Origin of the sequence: Yinghuangia soli (assembly GCF_021502675.1) — a bacterium.
In the GTDB taxonomy this organism is placed as follows: Bacteria; Actinomycetota; Actinomycetes; order Streptomycetales; family Streptomycetaceae; genus Yinghuangia; species Yinghuangia soli.
In genome coordinates this window covers 644,035-659,516 of the sequence record NZ_JAKFHA010000001.1, presented here as the reverse complement: position 1 = coordinate 659,516, position 15,482 = coordinate 644,035, and the positions used below count along the sequence as shown (strand labels likewise).

At 73.8% G+C, this 15,482-nt stretch carries 11 protein-coding genes; 6 read left to right on the top strand and 5 right to left on the bottom strand.

Translation table 11 applies throughout. The features are described 5' to 3' along the window. Window positions 1-47: 47 nt before the first annotated feature. Complete coding sequence (locus LZ495_RS02840) at window positions 48-2,321, bottom strand: glycoside hydrolase family 3 C-terminal domain-containing protein (protein WP_235050215.1); 2,274 nt, start codon at window positions 2,319-2,321, stop codon at window positions 48-50. Between the two features lie 223 nt (window positions 2,322-2,544). On the opposite strand from LZ495_RS02840, the gene LZ495_RS02835 reads away from it, so the two are divergent. Next, window positions 2,545-3,141: a TetR/AcrR family transcriptional regulator gene (locus LZ495_RS02835; RefSeq protein WP_235050214.1), complete on the top strand. Its 597-nt coding sequence runs from the start codon at window positions 2,545-2,547 to the stop codon at window positions 3,139-3,141. A gap of 110 nt (window positions 3,142-3,251) precedes the next feature. Beyond that, entirely contained in the window at window positions 3,252-3,917 is a 666-nt protein-coding gene (locus LZ495_RS02830) for a hypothetical protein (RefSeq protein WP_235050213.1), read from the top strand. Here LZ495_RS02830 and LZ495_RS02825 read toward each other — a convergent pair. The 3 genes from LZ495_RS02825 to LZ495_RS02815 all read right to left on the bottom strand — a co-directional run bounded on the left by LZ495_RS02825 (window position 3,901) and on the right by LZ495_RS02815 (window position 7,208). Next, a complete protein-coding gene (locus tag LZ495_RS02825; RefSeq protein WP_235050472.1) occupies window positions 3,901-5,070 on the bottom strand; it encodes an MFS transporter in 1,170 nt (389 codons plus the stop codon). The genes LZ495_RS02830 and LZ495_RS02825 overlap by 17 nt on opposite strands. 205 nt (window positions 5,071-5,275) lie before the next feature. After that, on the bottom strand, window positions 5,276-6,406 hold the full coding sequence (locus LZ495_RS02820; protein ID WP_372498507.1) for a PLP-dependent cysteine synthase family protein: 1,131 nt from the start codon (window positions 6,404-6,406) through the stop codon (window positions 5,276-5,278). 73 nt (window positions 6,407-6,479) lie between these two features. Beyond that, a complete protein-coding gene (locus LZ495_RS02815) occupies window positions 6,480-7,208 on the bottom strand; it encodes a hypothetical protein (RefSeq protein WP_235050212.1) in 729 nt (242 codons plus the stop codon). Window positions 7,209-7,340: 132 nt separating this feature from the next. Between LZ495_RS02815 and LZ495_RS02810 the strand changes: the two genes are divergently transcribed. Beyond that, the gene (locus tag LZ495_RS02810) at window positions 7,341-7,985 is read left to right on the top strand and encodes a MarR family winged helix-turn-helix transcriptional regulator (protein ID WP_235050211.1); all 645 of its coding nucleotides are present in this window, start codon (window positions 7,341-7,343) and stop codon (window positions 7,983-7,985) included. A gap of 67 nt (window positions 7,986-8,052) precedes the next feature. Here LZ495_RS02810 and LZ495_RS02805 read toward each other — a convergent pair whose 3' ends face one another. After that, window positions 8,053-10,215, bottom strand: a complete 2,163-nt coding sequence (locus LZ495_RS02805; protein WP_235050210.1) for an FGLLP motif-containing membrane protein — start codon at window positions 10,213-10,215, stop codon at window positions 8,053-8,055. 311 nt (window positions 10,216-10,526) lie between these two features. On the opposite strand from LZ495_RS02805, the gene LZ495_RS02800 reads away from it, so the two are divergent. From LZ495_RS02800 to LZ495_RS02790, 3 genes are all read left to right on the top strand, one after another. Then, on the top strand, window positions 10,527-13,517 hold the full coding sequence (locus LZ495_RS02800) for an AAA family ATPase (protein WP_235050209.1): 2,991 nt from the start codon (window positions 10,527-10,529) through the stop codon (window positions 13,515-13,517). A 122-nt stretch (window positions 13,518-13,639) separates the two neighbouring features. After that, a complete protein-coding gene (locus LZ495_RS02795; protein ID WP_235050208.1) occupies window positions 13,640-14,044 on the top strand; it encodes a YciI family protein in 405 nt (134 codons plus the stop codon). Between the two features lie 96 nt (window positions 14,045-14,140). Then, the gene (locus LZ495_RS02790) at window positions 14,141-15,361 is read left to right on the top strand and encodes an RNA polymerase sigma factor (RefSeq protein ID WP_268822307.1); all 1,221 of its coding nucleotides are present in this window, start codon (window positions 14,141-14,143) and stop codon (window positions 15,359-15,361) included. Window positions 15,362-15,482 lie beyond the last annotated feature (121 nt).

Genomic DNA, 15,482 nt, shown 5'->3' with positions numbered 1-15,482 from the left:
CCCGGCGCTGGGGTGGGCGGCGGCGCGTCGTCGGTGCCGCTGCCGGCTCAGGCGGCGTTGAACTTCGCCACGGCGTCCGCGATCTGCTCCTCGGTCACCGGGAATCCGGGGAACCGGGCCAGGCGGTCCAGCGGGATCGCGCGGATCATCTGGCCGGAGTGCGGGTCGAACATCATCGCGGCGATGCCCTCGGTGCCGACCAGCGGCCGCAGCCAGTCGCCGGCCTCGGGGTGGGCCAGCCACTCCTCGGCGGACGAGTCCGCGCGCAGCGGCAGCACCACGGCGTCGCCGGTCAGCTCGACCGACGCCTCGGCGCGGATGTCGCGCGAGGACGAGCCGACGCGGATGTCGAACACGCCGCCCTCGACGACCCAGGTGCGGACTGCCTCGTGCCAGAACGCGAAGGCGCGGCGGCCCAGTTCGAGGGTGACGGTCTCGGACTGCCCGGGCTCCAGCGTCACCCGCGCGAAGGCGCGCAGCTCCTGCTCGGGGCGGTGCACCGTGGCCTCCGGGTCGGCGACGTAGACCTGCACGGTCTCGGTGCCGGCCCGGTCGCCGGTGTTGGCGACCGTCACGGTCACCGACACGCGCGGCTCGGCGCCGTCGGCCACCACCGAAGCGGTCAGGTCGCGGTACTCGAACGAGGTGTACGAGAGGCCGTGGCCGAACGGGTATGCCACCGGCAGCTCGCGCGCGTCGTACCAGCGGTAGCCGATGAGCAGGCCCTCGCCGTACCGGACCGTGCCGAACGAGCCCGGGAAGTTCCCGACCGCCGGGTTGTCCGCGAACTTGACCGGGATGGTCTCGGCCAGCCGGCCGGACGGGTTGGCGGTGCCGAGCAGCAGGTCGGCGATCGCCGTGCCGCCCGCCTGGCCGAGCAGCCACGCCTCGAGCAGCGCCTTCGCGCGGTCCTGCCACGGCGAGACCGTGACCACCGAGCCGTTGGCGAGCACCACGACCACGTTCGGGTTGGCGTCCGCGACCGCGTCGAGGAGCGCGACCTGCTGCGCGGGCAGGTTGATGTGGGTGCGGTCGTAGCCCTCGGATTCGTACGACGCGGGCAGGCCGAGGAACACCACGGCGACCTCGGCCGCGGCCGCGGCGGCCACCGCCTCGGCGGCCAGCGCCTCGTCCGCCTCCTCCGACTCGATGACGAAGCCGGGCGCGAAGACGACCTCGCGGCGGCCGTCGAGCGCGGCGTTCAGCGCGTCCAGCGCGCTGTCCAGCTGCGTTGGGTTGACCTGCGAGGAGCCGGCGCCCTGGTAGCGCGGGCTGCGCGCGAACTCGCCGATCACCGCGATGCGGCCGCCCGCGGCCGGGTCGAGCGGCAGGATGCCGCCCTCGTTCTTGAGCAGCACGACGCTTGCGGTCGCGGCCTCGACGGCCAGCTTGTGGTGCGCCGCACGGTCGTACGTCCGCGCCTCGGCCAGGGCCGGCTGCGCCTTGTCGACCAGGGTCAGCACGCGCGTCACGGCGAGGTCGATCTCGGCCTCGGTGATCTTCCCGGCGGCCACCGCGCCGAGGATGAGCGCGGTGCCCATGCCGCCCGACGACGGCATCTCCAGGTCGAGGCCGGCCGGCATCGACTCGGCCCGCCGCGCGGAGCCGCCCCAGTCGGACACGACCAGGCCCTCGAAGCCCCACTCGTCGCGGAGGATCTCGGTGAGCAGCTCGCGGCTCTCGGCCACGTAGGTGCCGTTGACCTTGTTGTACGACGACATCACGGTCCACGGCTGCGACTTGCGCACCACGGTCTCGAACGCCGGCAGGTAGATCTCGCGCATGGTGCGCTCGTCGATCTCGGCGGAGACCGTCATGCGCTCGGTCTCCTGGTTGTTGGCCGCGTAGTGCTTGACCGACGCGCCGATGCCCTGGCTCTGCAGGCCGTTGATCCAGGCCGCGCCCAGCTCGCCGGCCAGCGCCGGGTCCTCCGAGTAGTACTCGAAGTTGCGGCCGCACAGCGGCGAGCGCTTCATGTTGATGCCCGGGCCGAGCAGCACCGAGACGCGCTCGGCGGCGGCCTCCTTGCCGAGCGCCTCGCCGACCCGGGTGAGCAGGTCGACGTCCCAGCTGGAGCCCAGGCCCGCGGCGGGCGGGAAGCAGGTGGCCTCGACGCTGTCCAGCATGCCGAGGTGGTCGCCCTCCTCGGGCTGCTTGCGCACGCCGTGCGGGCCGTCGGACAGCATCACGGACGGTACGCCGAGGCGCTCGACCGGCTGCGTGTTCCAGAAGTCCAGGCCGTCGAGCAGCGCGGCCTTCTCCTCCAGGGTCAGCGCGGCGAGCAGCGCCGGGATGTCCAGCCGCGTGGCGTCGGTGGTCATGCGTCATCTCCCAAGTAACCGAGCAGGGAAGCAGCGGCCGCGCATGGCCGTCGCCGGCCTGTGGTCCGCCCTGTGCGGGCCACTATAAGCACGAATACCTACCGCATGGTAGGTATTCAGGGGTGTGAGATCCTCACCGCGGGCAGGGACGCATCGGACGGGGCCGGCAGGGCGGACAGGGCCGGCCGGGTCGGCAAGGGCCGGCGGGGAAGGGGAGGGCGCGATGGCCGGCGAGGCACGCCGCGGCTACGCAAAGGGCCGCGCGAAGCAGCGCGAGATCATCGGGCATGCCGTCGCACTGTTCGGCGAGGCCGGCTACCGCGGCGCCACGCTGCGTGAGCTCGCGGCCCGCTGCGGCCTGTCGCACCCCGGCCTGATCCACCACTTCCCGACCAAGGAGGCCCTCCTCCTCGCGGTCCTGGAAGCCCGCGACGAGGAGGACGCGCAGCGCGTCCAGGCCGACAACGTGGTCGGCGTCGACCGGCTGCGCCGCATGGTCGAGGTCGCCGAGCGCAACGCCGGCCGCCGCGTCATCGTCGAGATGTTCACCGCGCTGTCCGCCGAGGCCACGTCCGCCGACCACCCCGCGCACGCGTACTTCACCGAGCGCTACGAGATGGCTGTCGGCGCGGCCGCGATCGACTACGAACACGCCCGCGGCGAAGGCGCGTTGCGCCCCGAGGTCGAACCCGCCGCGGCGGCGCGGCAACTCATCGCCCTGATGGACGGCCTCCAGGTGCAGTGGCTCTACAACCCGGCCACCGACATGCCGGGCACCCTGCGCGCCCACGTCGCGGCGCAGCTGACCGTCCCCTTCTGATCCGCATTCCTGCTTTCGGCCGCGAACGCCTTCAAAGTGCGCGCGAGTTCGGGCACCCTGGCGCTCCGTACAGACGGTTGGCGCGCTCGGCGCGGTGGGCAGGAGGACGCGTGGGGACTTCGGACGACAGAGCCGAACCGGACTCGGGGCAGCCCCAGGGCGGACCGGCCCCTACCGATCAGGTCCGTACCGATCCGGCCCGTACCGACCAGGCTCCTCCCGGTGAAGCGCGTACCGGTACGCGCTGGACGCCCGGCAGGCGCGGCACTGCCGCCCTCGCCGCAGGCGTGGCGCTGGGCTTCATCGCCTTCCTGCTCGGAGACTTCGGCGACGACGACTGGGGGCGGACCCCGGACACGGCCGTCACCAGCTGCCCGGAGGGCGCCGTCGTGCGGGCCTCGAATCCCGGCATCGCCGCCGACCAGCCCATGCTGCCGCACCGGCCGGGCCGCATCTTCGCCTGCCTCCACGGCAACGGCAGCGCCGGCATCGATTGGCAGCCCGGCACGGTCAGGACACGCGTCATCAAGGGCAAGGCTGCGGACGACACCGCGCGGCTCATCAACGCGGCGCCGGCCGGGCCGTCGGCGGGCAAGTGCCCCCCGACGGACTACGAATGGCTCTTCTTCAAGAACGCCGCAGGCCACGAGGCCGTCGTCCTGATCAGCCTCTGCGGGGGCGCGTTCGACGGGACCCGCTACGTCAAAATACGCGTGACTCCGGGGGAGGACTACGGCGCCGACGGCGCCGACCCCGCGGCTACCCTGCCCCGCTGACCGGCACCGCCAGCCGCCCGCTGCGCTCGAGCGCGGCCACCGCCGCTGCGCACGCGAGTCCGGTGGCCGCCATGAACGCCCAGGGGAGCCAGAGGAGTCCGGCCCCGTCGGCGGCGTCCCACAGCGCCCCTGTCGCAACCGTGCCGAGTGCGATGCCCAGCCCGCAGACCGTGTTGTAGAGGCCGTAGTGGGTGGCCACCAAGCGGTCCCCGGACAGGCGTACGACGGTGTCCATCTCGAACGGATACGAGAGTGCCGCCCCCACCGCCAGCAGCGCCGTGGTCAGCAGCAGCGCCGTGAGACCTCCCGAGAAGAGCAGCGGCACGAACGCCAGCCCCATCAGCGCCGCCCCTCGCGCCACCGCCTGGCCGGGGCCCCAGCGCTCGCGCGCGTAGCCGGTCAAGCGGGTCTGGCCCAGCACCCCGGCCAGCGCCGAGACCGCGAACAGCCCGGTCGTGGCCGCGTCTCCGCGGTCGCCAAGCGCCCGCCCGGCCTGCAGCGGGAGCGCCAGGTAGACCTGGAAGGACAGCACGTACGTGCCCGTCATCGCGGCCGAGAACGCCAGGAAGCGGCGGTTGCCGAGGACGCTGCGCCAAGCCTCCAGCACCCGCACCGGGGCGCCCTCGGACGGCTGGTCCGGTGGCAGCAGCCGCACCTGAAGCAGCGTGAGCGCACCGAAGACCAGCGCCGCGCACGTCGCCACGGCCTCGAAGTCCGCGGCCAGCAAAGCCAGTCCGATCAGCGGACCGGCCAGCATTCCGGCCTGGTAGAACACGTTGAACAGCGCGAACGCCGCGACCCGCCGCTCCGGCCCGGCCGCGTGCGCGAGCGTCGCCCGCACCGCCGGATTGAACAGCGCCCCCGCGAACCCCGTCGCGGCGGACGCGGCGACCAGGGCCGGCAGCGAACCCGCCACCGCGAGCAGCGCGAACCCGCCGGTCCGCAGCGCGCATCCGGCGATGATCAGCGGCTTGCGCCCGAACCGGTCGGCGAGCGCGCCGCCGAGCAGGAACAGCCCCTGCTGGCTGAGGTTGCGCACCCCCAGCACGAACCCGACCGCCCATCCGGCCAGCCCGAGCGGGCCCGCGAGGTGCGCGGCGAGGTACGGCATCAGCATGTAGAAGCCCGCGTTGATGGTGAACTGATTGACCATCAAGAACCGGAGCGGGACGTCGAACGAGCGCCACGTGGCACGCGCCGACAGCGGATCCGACGGCGCCGCAGCCGGCTTCGGCGGTGCGGGCGGCGTCCGAGGGGCCGGCGACCCGGCAGCTCCGACGCTCATGCCGCCTCCTCGCTCCGCTCGGCGGCCGCATTCGCGAAACGCATCCCCCTATTGATTCGCTCGCTGCGCTCGCTCATGCCGCCACCACCGGCGCCGGGCGGCGGACCCAGCGCGACCAGCGCTCGGCCACGTCGCTGCGCGGATCGCGGACCGGGTCCGGCGCGTCCGGGCCGACTGCGTGTGCGTCGGTCGCCGCGCCCAGTCCCTGCTCGGCGCACCACGCGTCGTCGTACACCGTGCCGCAGTACCTGTGCATGCCGTCCGGGAACACCGCGGCCACCTTCGCCCCCGGCAGTTCGCCCGCGATCCGGCCCGCGACCAGCGCCACCGCACCCACGCTCCAGCCGCCGGACGCCCGGTAGTTCCGGGCCAGCGCCCGGCAGGCCCACACCGCCTCCGGCGGCGCCACCCAGTGCACTTCGTCGAACGCGTCGTGGTCGACGTTGCCCGGATGGATGCTGCTGCCGAGCCCGCGCATCAGCCGCGGCCCGGCCGGCTGCCCGAAGATCGTGGACCGCACCGAGTCCACCCCGACCAGCCGCAGCGCCGGATTCACCGCGCGCAGGCTGCGCGCCGTGCCCGCCGAGTGCCCGCCGGTGCCGACCGCGGCCACCAGCACGTCGATCCGGCCCAGCTGCGCGGTCAGTTCGAGGCCCAGACCGGTGTACGCATCGACGTTGTCCGGGTTGCCGTACTGGTCCGGACACCACGCTCCGGGCTCCGCGGCCAGGATCTCGGCGACGCGGTCGCGCCGGGCGCGCTGCCACCCGCCGACCGGATGCGGGTGTGCGACGATCTCCACCTCGGCGCCGTACGCCCGCAACTGCCCCAGCACGGGCGGCTCCAGACCCGGGTCGGTGACCAGCGTGACGGGGTGCCCGCGGGTCAGCCCGGCGAGCGCCAGGCCGAGGCCGAGCGTGCCGGACGTCGACTCCACGATCCGCGCGCCGGGCGCGAGCGTGTCGCGGGCGCACGCCCGCGCGACCATGTGCAGCGCCGTACGGTCCTTGATGCCGCCCGGGTTGGCGCCTTCGAGCTTGGCCCAGAACGTCCGGCCGACCGGGGCGAGCGGCGCACCGATCTGCAGGACCGGCGTGTTGCCGACCAGTCCCGCGGGAGTGCGCACCGGCGCGGGCGGCCGGGCGCCCGCGCTCATGAGCCGGGGCAGGCCGGGCTGGAACGGGGCAAGGGTGTGGTGGTGCATGGCGAGAACGCCCTTCGAGCAAGTGATCGGAAAGCTGCGGACATGCGGGGAACGGGAACACCCGTCGCGTCCGTCAGGTCCGGCTCACGCACACCAGGGAGAGCAACGACGCTTCCGGGGCCGGCGGTTCACTCGTTCCCGCGCTGCCCCACGGCGGTACGGCTGCAGGCGGCAGCGCAGCCCCGGGCCCCGGGACGGGCGAGGGGAGCCCGCAGGCGACCGGCGGCGGCACGACCACGGAGGGGGAAGAAGGAGCCGCGACCAGGACGCACCCTTCGGGCCCGTCGCAGGGCGCAGCCCCGGGCCCGGCGGGAACGGGTGCCGCGGGTGCGTGGGCAGACCCGGGTTCCGACGGAGCAGCGGGGTTGTTGGTGGCTGCCGCCTGGTCGCCACCCAATCTGGATGCGTGGAGGTCGAGGGTGGTCGAGTCACGCGGGTCGGTCGAGGCGAGCGGCGAGAACTCGGCCTCCGAGAAGGCCGCGCGCTTGCTCGCCGACGCGGAATCCGCCGAAGCCGCCACGGGCCCGGCGGCGTCGGCGGCCGACGCGGCCTGCGGGGGCCGGTTCACCGGCTGCGCCTGCTCGACCTGCTCGACCTGCCTGGCCTCGTCCGCCTGTCCTGACTGCTGCACGTGCGTCGCGAGGACCGGCGCGACCGGGCTCGGCACACCGCGCGTCGCGGTGCTCGCGTGTGCGGCGCACGCCAAACCGTGGGCAAGCGTCAGCAGCGCCACGACCGTGAGTGTCAGCACGAGCAGGGCGCGGCTTCCGTACGGCACTCGGACGAGTGCGATCGCCGCCACGCACCGATGGTAAGCGAGTGATTGCACAGAGTGGCGACCATTGCCCGATCGGGTGAACCGGCCTGTTGCCGCCCGGCCCCGCGATCTCGTGGCGTGAGCCGCCCGTACCGCAGCCCCGCGTAATCTGACGCTGTGCCAGACCCCGACGAACCCGCCGCCCCCGCCTCGACCGGCCCGACCGCCTCGGCCGGCCCCGCCGCCGCGTCCGCGGACCCCGCCCAGCCTGCCGGGCCCGGCGCGGCCGCTCGCCCGGGTGAAGCCGACGGCGTCGACTTCCTCTCGTTCGTCGACTTCGCGGTCCGCCGCGCGGCCGCTCGCACGCCCGGCCTCGACGCGGTGGCGCTGCGGATGATCCTGCTGCTCAACCGGGTGTCGAACGTCGTGACGTACGACCTGGAGTCCGCGGTGCACCGGCCGCAGGGCTGGACCTGGTCCGGCTTCCGGCTGCTCAACGTGCTGTGGCTGGCCGGCCCCACCGAGGGCAAGCGGATCGCCGAGATGTCCGGCATGAGCCGCGCGGCCATCTCCAGCCTGGCCAACACCCTGGAGAAGCAGGGCCTGGTCGCCCGCGAACCGGCCGCGCACGATGGCCGGGCGGTCACGCTGCGGCTGACCGAGCAGGGCGAGGCCGCGGTCGGCGCGGCGTACCGCGAGGAGAACGCCCGCGAGCGCCGCTGGGCCGACGGCCTGACCGAGGCCGAACGCGACCAGCTCATCGGCCTCCTCGGCAAGATCGCCGAACACGCCACGGGCGACTGGGTCCGCCGCCGCGACTAGGAATGCGCACCCACTGGATCCTGGCGCCTCGCGAGACGCGCCCGGCCCCGCTGCCCGCCGCACCGCCTCACAGTGCCGGGTCGAGCGGGTCGGGGCGGGGGGCGTGCGGGTCGGGGCGGAAGCGGAACCACGCCCAGAACGCGAGCGAGCCCGCGAAGAACACGCCGAACACGACGGCCGCGCGCATCAGCATCACGCGTGATCCGCCGTCGGTGGCCCCGGCGGGATCGGTCAGCGCCAGAACGAACAGGAACGCCGCCATCGCATAGGTGAAGGACCATGCCGTACGGCTCCACCCCCACAGCTGTCCACCGTCGAGCCCGCGCAGCGGGAGGAGCCCGAAGACCAGGCCCGTCACACCGGCCACGAACGTCTGGGTGAGGATGTCCTCGGTCAGCAGCAGACCGAAACCGGGGTGCGTCGAGCCGTCGGCCGCGGCACGTACCGGGATCCGGATCGCCCAGGCCGCGCCGGCGAGCAGCGTGAGCACGCCCGCGCCGATGGCGACGGCGCGGCCTTGCTGAGCGATGGTCAGATTCCGTGCGTAGACGGCCGTGAAGCTCAGGATGAGGCCGAACACGTAGCCGGGTGTCAGGCCGGCGAGCCGGGACACCGCGGCGACGACCGCGGCGGCGCCCAGCGCACCCCAGATGACCGACGGCACCGACGGGAGCCGGCTGACCCGCCCCCGGTACGCCTCTGCGCTGCCCCCGTAGGCGACGGCCCCCAGGGGGACGGCGATGGAAAGGGCGAGTCCCAGGGTGAGGGTGGCCCGGTCGAAGCCGGTCCACGGCTCGGCGGCGAGGGCGAACAGCGAGGACAGTACGGCGAATACGACGAACGCGAGGCGCGGGTGGCGGGGGAGGTGCCGGCGGCGGCCGCCCGGATGGACGAAGCGGTATATCCGGTCGCGGTTCCCCTCGACGGTGCGGTTGAACAGTTCCGCTCCCATGCCGATGATCGGCAGCGCCAGGACAGCCGAAGCCGCTGCGGCCGCGACGGGCTCGGGGTCGTCGAACAGGTCGCCCGGCTGGGGCAGTGCGAGGGCCGATGCCGAGCGGCCGGATGCCGGTGCGGCTGTGCCGTCCGGGCCTGGTGCGGTGTTCGGGGCGCCGGTGGCGGAGGCCGCGCCGGTGAGGGTGAACTCGGTGCGTGCGGTGCCGTCGAAGCGCTCCGCCGTGCAGCCGGCGGTCAGCGGCGCGGCTCCGGTCAGGTCCGCGGGGAGCACGAGGTCGCCGGCGAATCCGCCGTCCGGTGCGACCGGGACCCGGCCGATCTCGCGGCCGCCGTGCCGGAGCGACAGTTCCGCGGGACGCCCGGGCAGGGCGTCCGCGCAACCGGTGAAGTAGCGGCCCGCGACGCGGATCCGGTCGCCGGGCGCGGCCCGGGCGGGAGTGACGGTGAGTTCGGCCGGCGACACGGTGAACGTGGTGGTGAGCTCGCCGGGGGAGACCTCGGACGAGCCCGTCGCCCGGTCGCATCCCACGCTGATGGTCCGCGGGCCGCGCATGCCGTCCACGGGGACGGTGATCACCATGGCCCGTTCGACGCCGTCCGGCAGGCCCTCGCCGGGCATCACGATGTCGTCGGCGCCGAAGTCGGCGCCGTCCCAGCGCAGATCGTCACTCCTGCGCAGCGACGCCATGCTGCCGTCGGAGGCGCACTCCGCCGTGACCCAGACGATTGCGGTGGAGCCCGGCGGGCCGGATGCCGGGAGCACGGTCGCGGCGTTCGGGGGCAACGGGCGGTCGGGGGTGGGGACCGGTGCCCGGTCGGTCGGCGAAACCGGTCCGGAGGCCCGCGGGTCGACCTCGGATTCCAGGGGCGCGGTCACGGGGCCGGACCTCGCGCCGTGGCAGAACACCCGGACCTCATTGGCCCACGTCTCGGCGACCTTGTGGTGCAGGGTGAACGCGTGGCCGTTCGCGTCGTTCACCGGGAGCGCCGCCGCGATCAACTCGGTGGTCGGGCCCATATTCCCGCCTCCGGGGTCGAAGGCGAGATGGACGTCGACGGTTCCGCTCGCGCATCCGCGCATGCCGGTGCCGCGGATTTCCAGAACGTCGCCGGCGGCGGGGGACTGCGGGGACACCGATACGCGGGCCGAGGGGTTCAAAATGGACCCGTCGGCCGCGGCGGAGGGCGCCGCGACCGCGGCGAGGACCCCTGCCGCGCCGAGCAGGCACGCCGCGAGCAGCCGTCGGGCCGGTGGACTGTTCGTCGGTGCCATGTGCCGTCCCCGAGTCGGTCGTGTGTCGCGTAGGGCTGCTGTCGATGGAGCTGCGCCGCTCCATGGTGCGGGGGCCGCGAATTCTCCGCCTCGGCGCATTCGCAACATCGAACATTGATCGGATAATTGGGCGCGGCACGCGTCGGCGACATGGCGGGCACGGGAGATGGCTCATGGGGGATGGATCGGGCGGTGCCGACGGCCCGCGCAGCGAGCCGCGGCGTCGGGGCAGACCGCCCAAACAGATCGAAGGGGAGGGGCCGCGGCAGGAGTTCGCCCGTGCGTTGACCGCCTTGCTGGACAGCCGGGGCTTGACGCGCACCGCTCTGGCGCGGCAGCTGAGCTACCGGAGCAGCACGGTTTCGGAGGTGTTCGGCGGGACGAAAATGCCGTCGCGCGCACTGATGTCGGCGATCGCCGTGCACCTGGGGCAGGACCCCGATGCCTGGCTTTCCCGCTGGGCCGCGGTCCTGGACTCCGAGGGATCCTTGCGGGACACCGCATTCGCCGCCGCATTGCCGGGCGTGCCAGGCGTCCCGGGCATGCCCCGGCCGGATCGGGCCGGCCCCCGGTTGCTCGAGCGCGACGCTGAGGTCCGGCAGGTGCAGGCCCTGATACGCGGAGCCGAGACCGGGCGCAGCGGCGTACTGGTCGTCAAAGGCGAACCGGGCATCGGCAAATCCGCCCTGTTGGCCTCCGTGCGGCCGTCCGCGAACATGGTGCGCCTGAGCGTGCGCTGTGCCGAGAACGAAGCGGAATTGGCATTCTCGGCTCTCAGCGCGCTCCTCCGGCCGGTCGTCCATCTCATCCCCGTCCTGCCCGGCCCGCAGCAGCGCGCGCTGCAGATCGCCCTCGCGCTGCGCGACCCGGACCCCGGCGAGCCCTCGCCCAGGCAAATGGCCATCGGCATGGGCATATTGGGGCTGCTCGCGGCCGCAGCGCCGGTCGTCGCGGTGGTGGACGACGCGCACTGGATGGACGAGGCGTCCGCCGCGGCGCTCTCGTTCGCCGCCCGCCGGATCGGCACCGAGGGGGCCGCGGTGCTGGTCGGCGTGCGGTCGCACGAGGCGTGTGCCATGGACCTGCACGGTCATCCGCACGTGGAGTTGACCGGGCTGTCGGCCGGTCCGGCCCGGGAACTGGTCGACCGGGTCCGCCCCGACCGCAATTTCGACGCCACCGCGTGGGCAAGGCTGATGCGGTGGACTGGAGGCAACCCGCTTGCCCTGATCGAATTCTCCCGCTCGGATACGCCGGCGGAGGCGTTGCGCGCGGGCAGCTCTCCGGCGGCCTTGCCCGGGATTCTGGACCGGGCGTACCGGAAGCGTCTGGCGCCGCTCCCCGAGGGCACCCGTCGGGCCTTGCTGGTCTGTGCCGCCAGCTATACCGGCGACATTTCCGAGATCACCGCGGCTGTCGGACCGTCGGCGCAGGCGCATCTGGAGGTCGCCGAGAACGCAGAGCTCATCACCGTCGCGGGCCGGAAGGTGGAATTCGTGCACCCGCTGGTCCGATCGGCCGCCTACCACGACTCCACGCCCTCGGATCGCCGCAACGTCCATATGCTGCTGGCCCGTTCGGCCACGCCGGAAATCGACCCGGACCATCGGGCGTGGCATCGGGCGGAGGCCGCGTTCGGGCCCGACGAGCAGGTGGCGCTCGCGCTCGACGCCGTGGCGGAGCGGGCCCGGCGCCGCGGGGCCCTGGAAGCCGTCCGGCAGGCCTGCCGCCGGGCCGCCGAGCTGACGCCGCAGCCGGAGGACAGAGCCAGGCGGCTCCTGGCCGCGGCGGTCGGTGCCCGGCTCGCCGGGCTCCCGGACGAAGCGCTGCCGTTGCTGTCGCAGGCGCTCGACCTCACCCGCGATCCGCAGCGGGTCGGCGAGATCCAGCAGGTGCACCAGCAGATCCGGCAGATCCGGTCGGAGCCGCGCAGCGTGGTGGCGGAGTTGGCCGGCGCGGCCGCGACCCTGCGCGACGAGGCGCCGCGGGCGGCCGCCGAGCTTCTGGCCACCGCGACCTCGGCGGCGGCCATGGGCGGCCAGGTCGGGCAAGCCGTCGCGATGGCGGAGGAAGGCTACGGCCTCGCGCACGCTGCCACGGGCTCGGGGACGCCCGCGACGATCGTGATGTACGCGTACGCCCTGCTGGCTTCAGGGCGCACCGCGGAAGCCTCGGATCTCCTGTCCCGACGGAACGAGGAACTGCTCGCCGCCGACCCGCTCGCGCACGGGCCGGAGGTCTTCGGCTACGCATGCCTGGCACTGACCTTCCTCGACGAGTACGCCGCCGCGGATCGCCTCGCGACCCTGGCCTTGGCGCGGATCGCCTCGGTCGGCGCCGCGGAGCAGCTGTCCGTCCTGGCCAGCGGCATTGCGGAACTGCGGTTGCGGCAGGGCCGGTGGCGGGCAGCGTACGCAAGTGCGGCACGGTCGGCGGCGCTTGCCGATGCGCTGGGGCAGTCGGCGATCACCGGCTACGCGCTCGCCACTTTGACCCGTATCGAAGCGGCCCGAGGGAGTCGGCGGCGGTGCGAGGAGTACGCGGCGCGAGCCGCGTCGATTCTGGAGCCGGGCGGCTTCCACACCGTCGCCTCCTTCAACCGCCTGGGGCTCGCGCAGTCGGCGCTGGCCCACGGCCGGTATGCGATGGCGGCTGCACAGTTGGAGTCCGTCGGCCGGCGCGTCCACGGATCCGGTATGCGGACGGCGGCGGTGATTCCCTGGCACGGCGACTTCGTGGAGGCCTTGGCGGGCGCGAACCGCCGTGCGGACGCGGCGCGGGCCTGCGATGCGTTCGCGGAACTGGCGGACCCCGCGTCGCCGCCGACCGTGCGCGCCGCGCTGGCACGCTGCCGGGGCCTGCTCGCCGAGGAGTCCCGGGCCGCGCACGACCACTTCTCCGCGGCGCTGCACCTCCAGGTGCAGATCGCGGACCCCTATGGCCTCGCGCGGACCCACTTGGCGGCCGGGGAGCGGTTCCTCCGGGACCGCAAGCGCGCCGACGCCGACCGGCACCTGTCCGCCGCTCGCCGGCTTTTCCGGCAGACAGGTGCCGAGCCGTGGGCCCGCCGCGCCGAGCGCAGGCTCGGCCTTGCCGACACGGGGTCTGCCGACGCCGAGCGGTACGGCACCCTGACCGCGCAGGAGGCGCAGGCGGCTGCGCTCTTTGCCGAAGGGGCCTGCGAGGAGGAGACCGCCGAAGCGCTGTTCGTCTCGGTGCGGACCGCCGAATCCCGCCTCGACGCGGCAGCCGCGAAGCTGGCCCTCCCGTCGCGACGCGATCTCGGCCGCGCCCTGAGGTGATCGAACGGGGTGTGCGGAAAAAGTTTCCGGGAATCTTCGGCGGACATGTCGAAATCCGCGAGCGTGCTTCTACCTACCCGTGAGAGCGCCCGGACGGGCGCCCGCGGATGAAGGAGAGAACCGTGAAGTACATCCTGCTGATGCAGTTCGCCCAGTCGACCGCCGACTTCCCGGCGATCACCACGTGGCAGCCGGAGGAGATCCAGGCGCACATCGGCTTCATGATGGACACGAACCGGAAGCTGGCCGAGTCCGGGGAGCTCGTCGAGGCGAACGGGCTGGCCATGCCGGACACCGCGCGGATCGTGCGCGCGGGGGCGGGCGGCGGTCCTGCGGTGGTGACCGAGGGGCCGTTCGCCGAGACCAAGGAATTCCTGGCAGGGTGGTGGATCGTCGACGTGGAGGACGAGGCGCGTGCGGTCGAGCTGGCCGCGCAGGTGTCCGCGGCCCCTGGCCCCGGTGGTGCCCCGCTCAACATGCCGATCGAGGTGCGGCAGGTCATGTCCGCGCCGACCGAGGACGTGTGACGCCCGTACGCCGGTGAGGAGTTCGTTCTGAGCCACCCGGACCACCCGGACCGCCCCGGCGGTGACCGCTCCGGTGCCCCCGGTGCCCTCGACGACCTGCTGCGCGAACTCGCGCCGCAGGTCGTCGGCGTGCTCACCCGCCGGTACGGGGACTTCGACGCCGCCGAGGACGCCGTCCAGGAAGCCCTGCTCGCGGCCGCGACGCAGTGGCCCGCGGAGGGGCTCCCGCACAACCCCCGCGGCTGGCTGATCCAGGTGGCGTACCGGCGCATGATCGAGCAGGTGCGCGCCGAGCAGGCCCGGCGCAGGCGCGAGGGGCTGGCCGCGCTGCGCGAGCCGGACGACCGGCAGACCGCGCCCGCGGCCGACGCGGACGACCCCGCAGCGCGCGACGACACGTTGATCCTGCTGTTCCTGTGCTGCCATCCGGCCCTGTCGCGGGCCTCCGCGATCGCGCTCACGCTGCGCTCGGTGGGCGGCCTGAGCACCGCGGAGATCGCCGATGCGTTCATGGTGCCCGAGGCCACGATGGGCCAGCGGATCAGCCGCGCCAAGCAGCGCATCAAGGCCGCCGGGACGCGGTTCCGGATGCCCGAGCCGCACGAGCGCGCCGAGCGGCTGCAGGCCGTGCTGCACGTGCTCTATCTGATCTTCAACGAGGGGTACGCGGTCAGCGCGGGCGAGGAGCTGCAGCGCGTCGAGCTGTCCCGCGAGGCGATCCGGCTGGCCCGGGCGCTGTACGAGCGGCTGCCGGACGACGGCGAAGCCGGCGGCCTGCTGGCCCTGATGCTCCTCACCCACGCCCGCAGCGCGGCTCGCACCGGCCCGGCCGGCGAGCTGGTCCCGCTGGCCGAGCAGGACCGCACGCGCTGGGACCACAAGGCGATCGCCGAGGGCGTCGAGCTGATCACCGCGGCGATGCCCAAGGGCCCGGTCGGGCCGTACCGCATCCAGGCCGCGGTGGCCGCGCTGCACGACGAGGCGCGCACGGTCGAGGAGACCGACTGGCCGCAGATCCTCGCGCTCTACCGGGTCCTCGAGGGCCTGTCGGACAACCCGCTGTACGCGCTGAACCGGGCGGTGGCCGAGGCCATGGTGCACGGCCCCGAGGCAGGTCTCGCGGTGGTCGAAGCGCTGGTCGCGGACGGCCGCCTCGCCGGGCACCACCGGCTGTACGTCACCCGCGCCCACCTGCGCGAGATGGCCGGCGACCGGGCGGGTGCCGCCGAGGACTTCCGGACCGCCGCGGTCCGCACCGCGAGCCGCCCGGAGCACCACTACCTGGCCATACGCGCCGGCCGGCTGACGGATTCCTGACCCTGGCCGCCCCGGTCCGCCGGTGCTAGAGTCCGATTAGTAAAAGGTTTTACCGAGTGATCGGGTTGGGCCCTCCCGAGGCCGGGAACGGGAACCAGCGTCGAAGGGCGGTCTCCGCCCG

Bases quoted from the DNA above. Each gene is read 5' to 3' on its own strand.
- LZ495_RS02840 (WP_235050215.1), bottom strand. From the start codon at position 2,321: ATGACCACCGACGCCACGCGGCTGGACATCCCGGCGCTGCTCGCCGCG.
- LZ495_RS02835 (WP_235050214.1), top strand. From the start codon at position 2,545: ATGGCCGGCGAGGCACGCCGCGGCTACGCAAAGGGCCGCGCGAAGCAG.
- LZ495_RS02825 (WP_235050472.1), bottom strand. From the start codon at position 5,070: ATGGTCAATCAGTTCACCATCAACGCGGGCTTCTACATGCTGATGCCG.
- LZ495_RS02820 (WP_372498507.1), bottom strand. From the start codon at position 6,406: ATGCACCACCACACCCTTGCCCCGTTCCAGCCCGGCCTGCCCCGGCTC.
- LZ495_RS02805 (WP_235050210.1), bottom strand. From the start codon at position 10,215: ATGGCACCGACGAACAGTCCACCGGCCCGACGGCTGCTCGCGGCGTGC.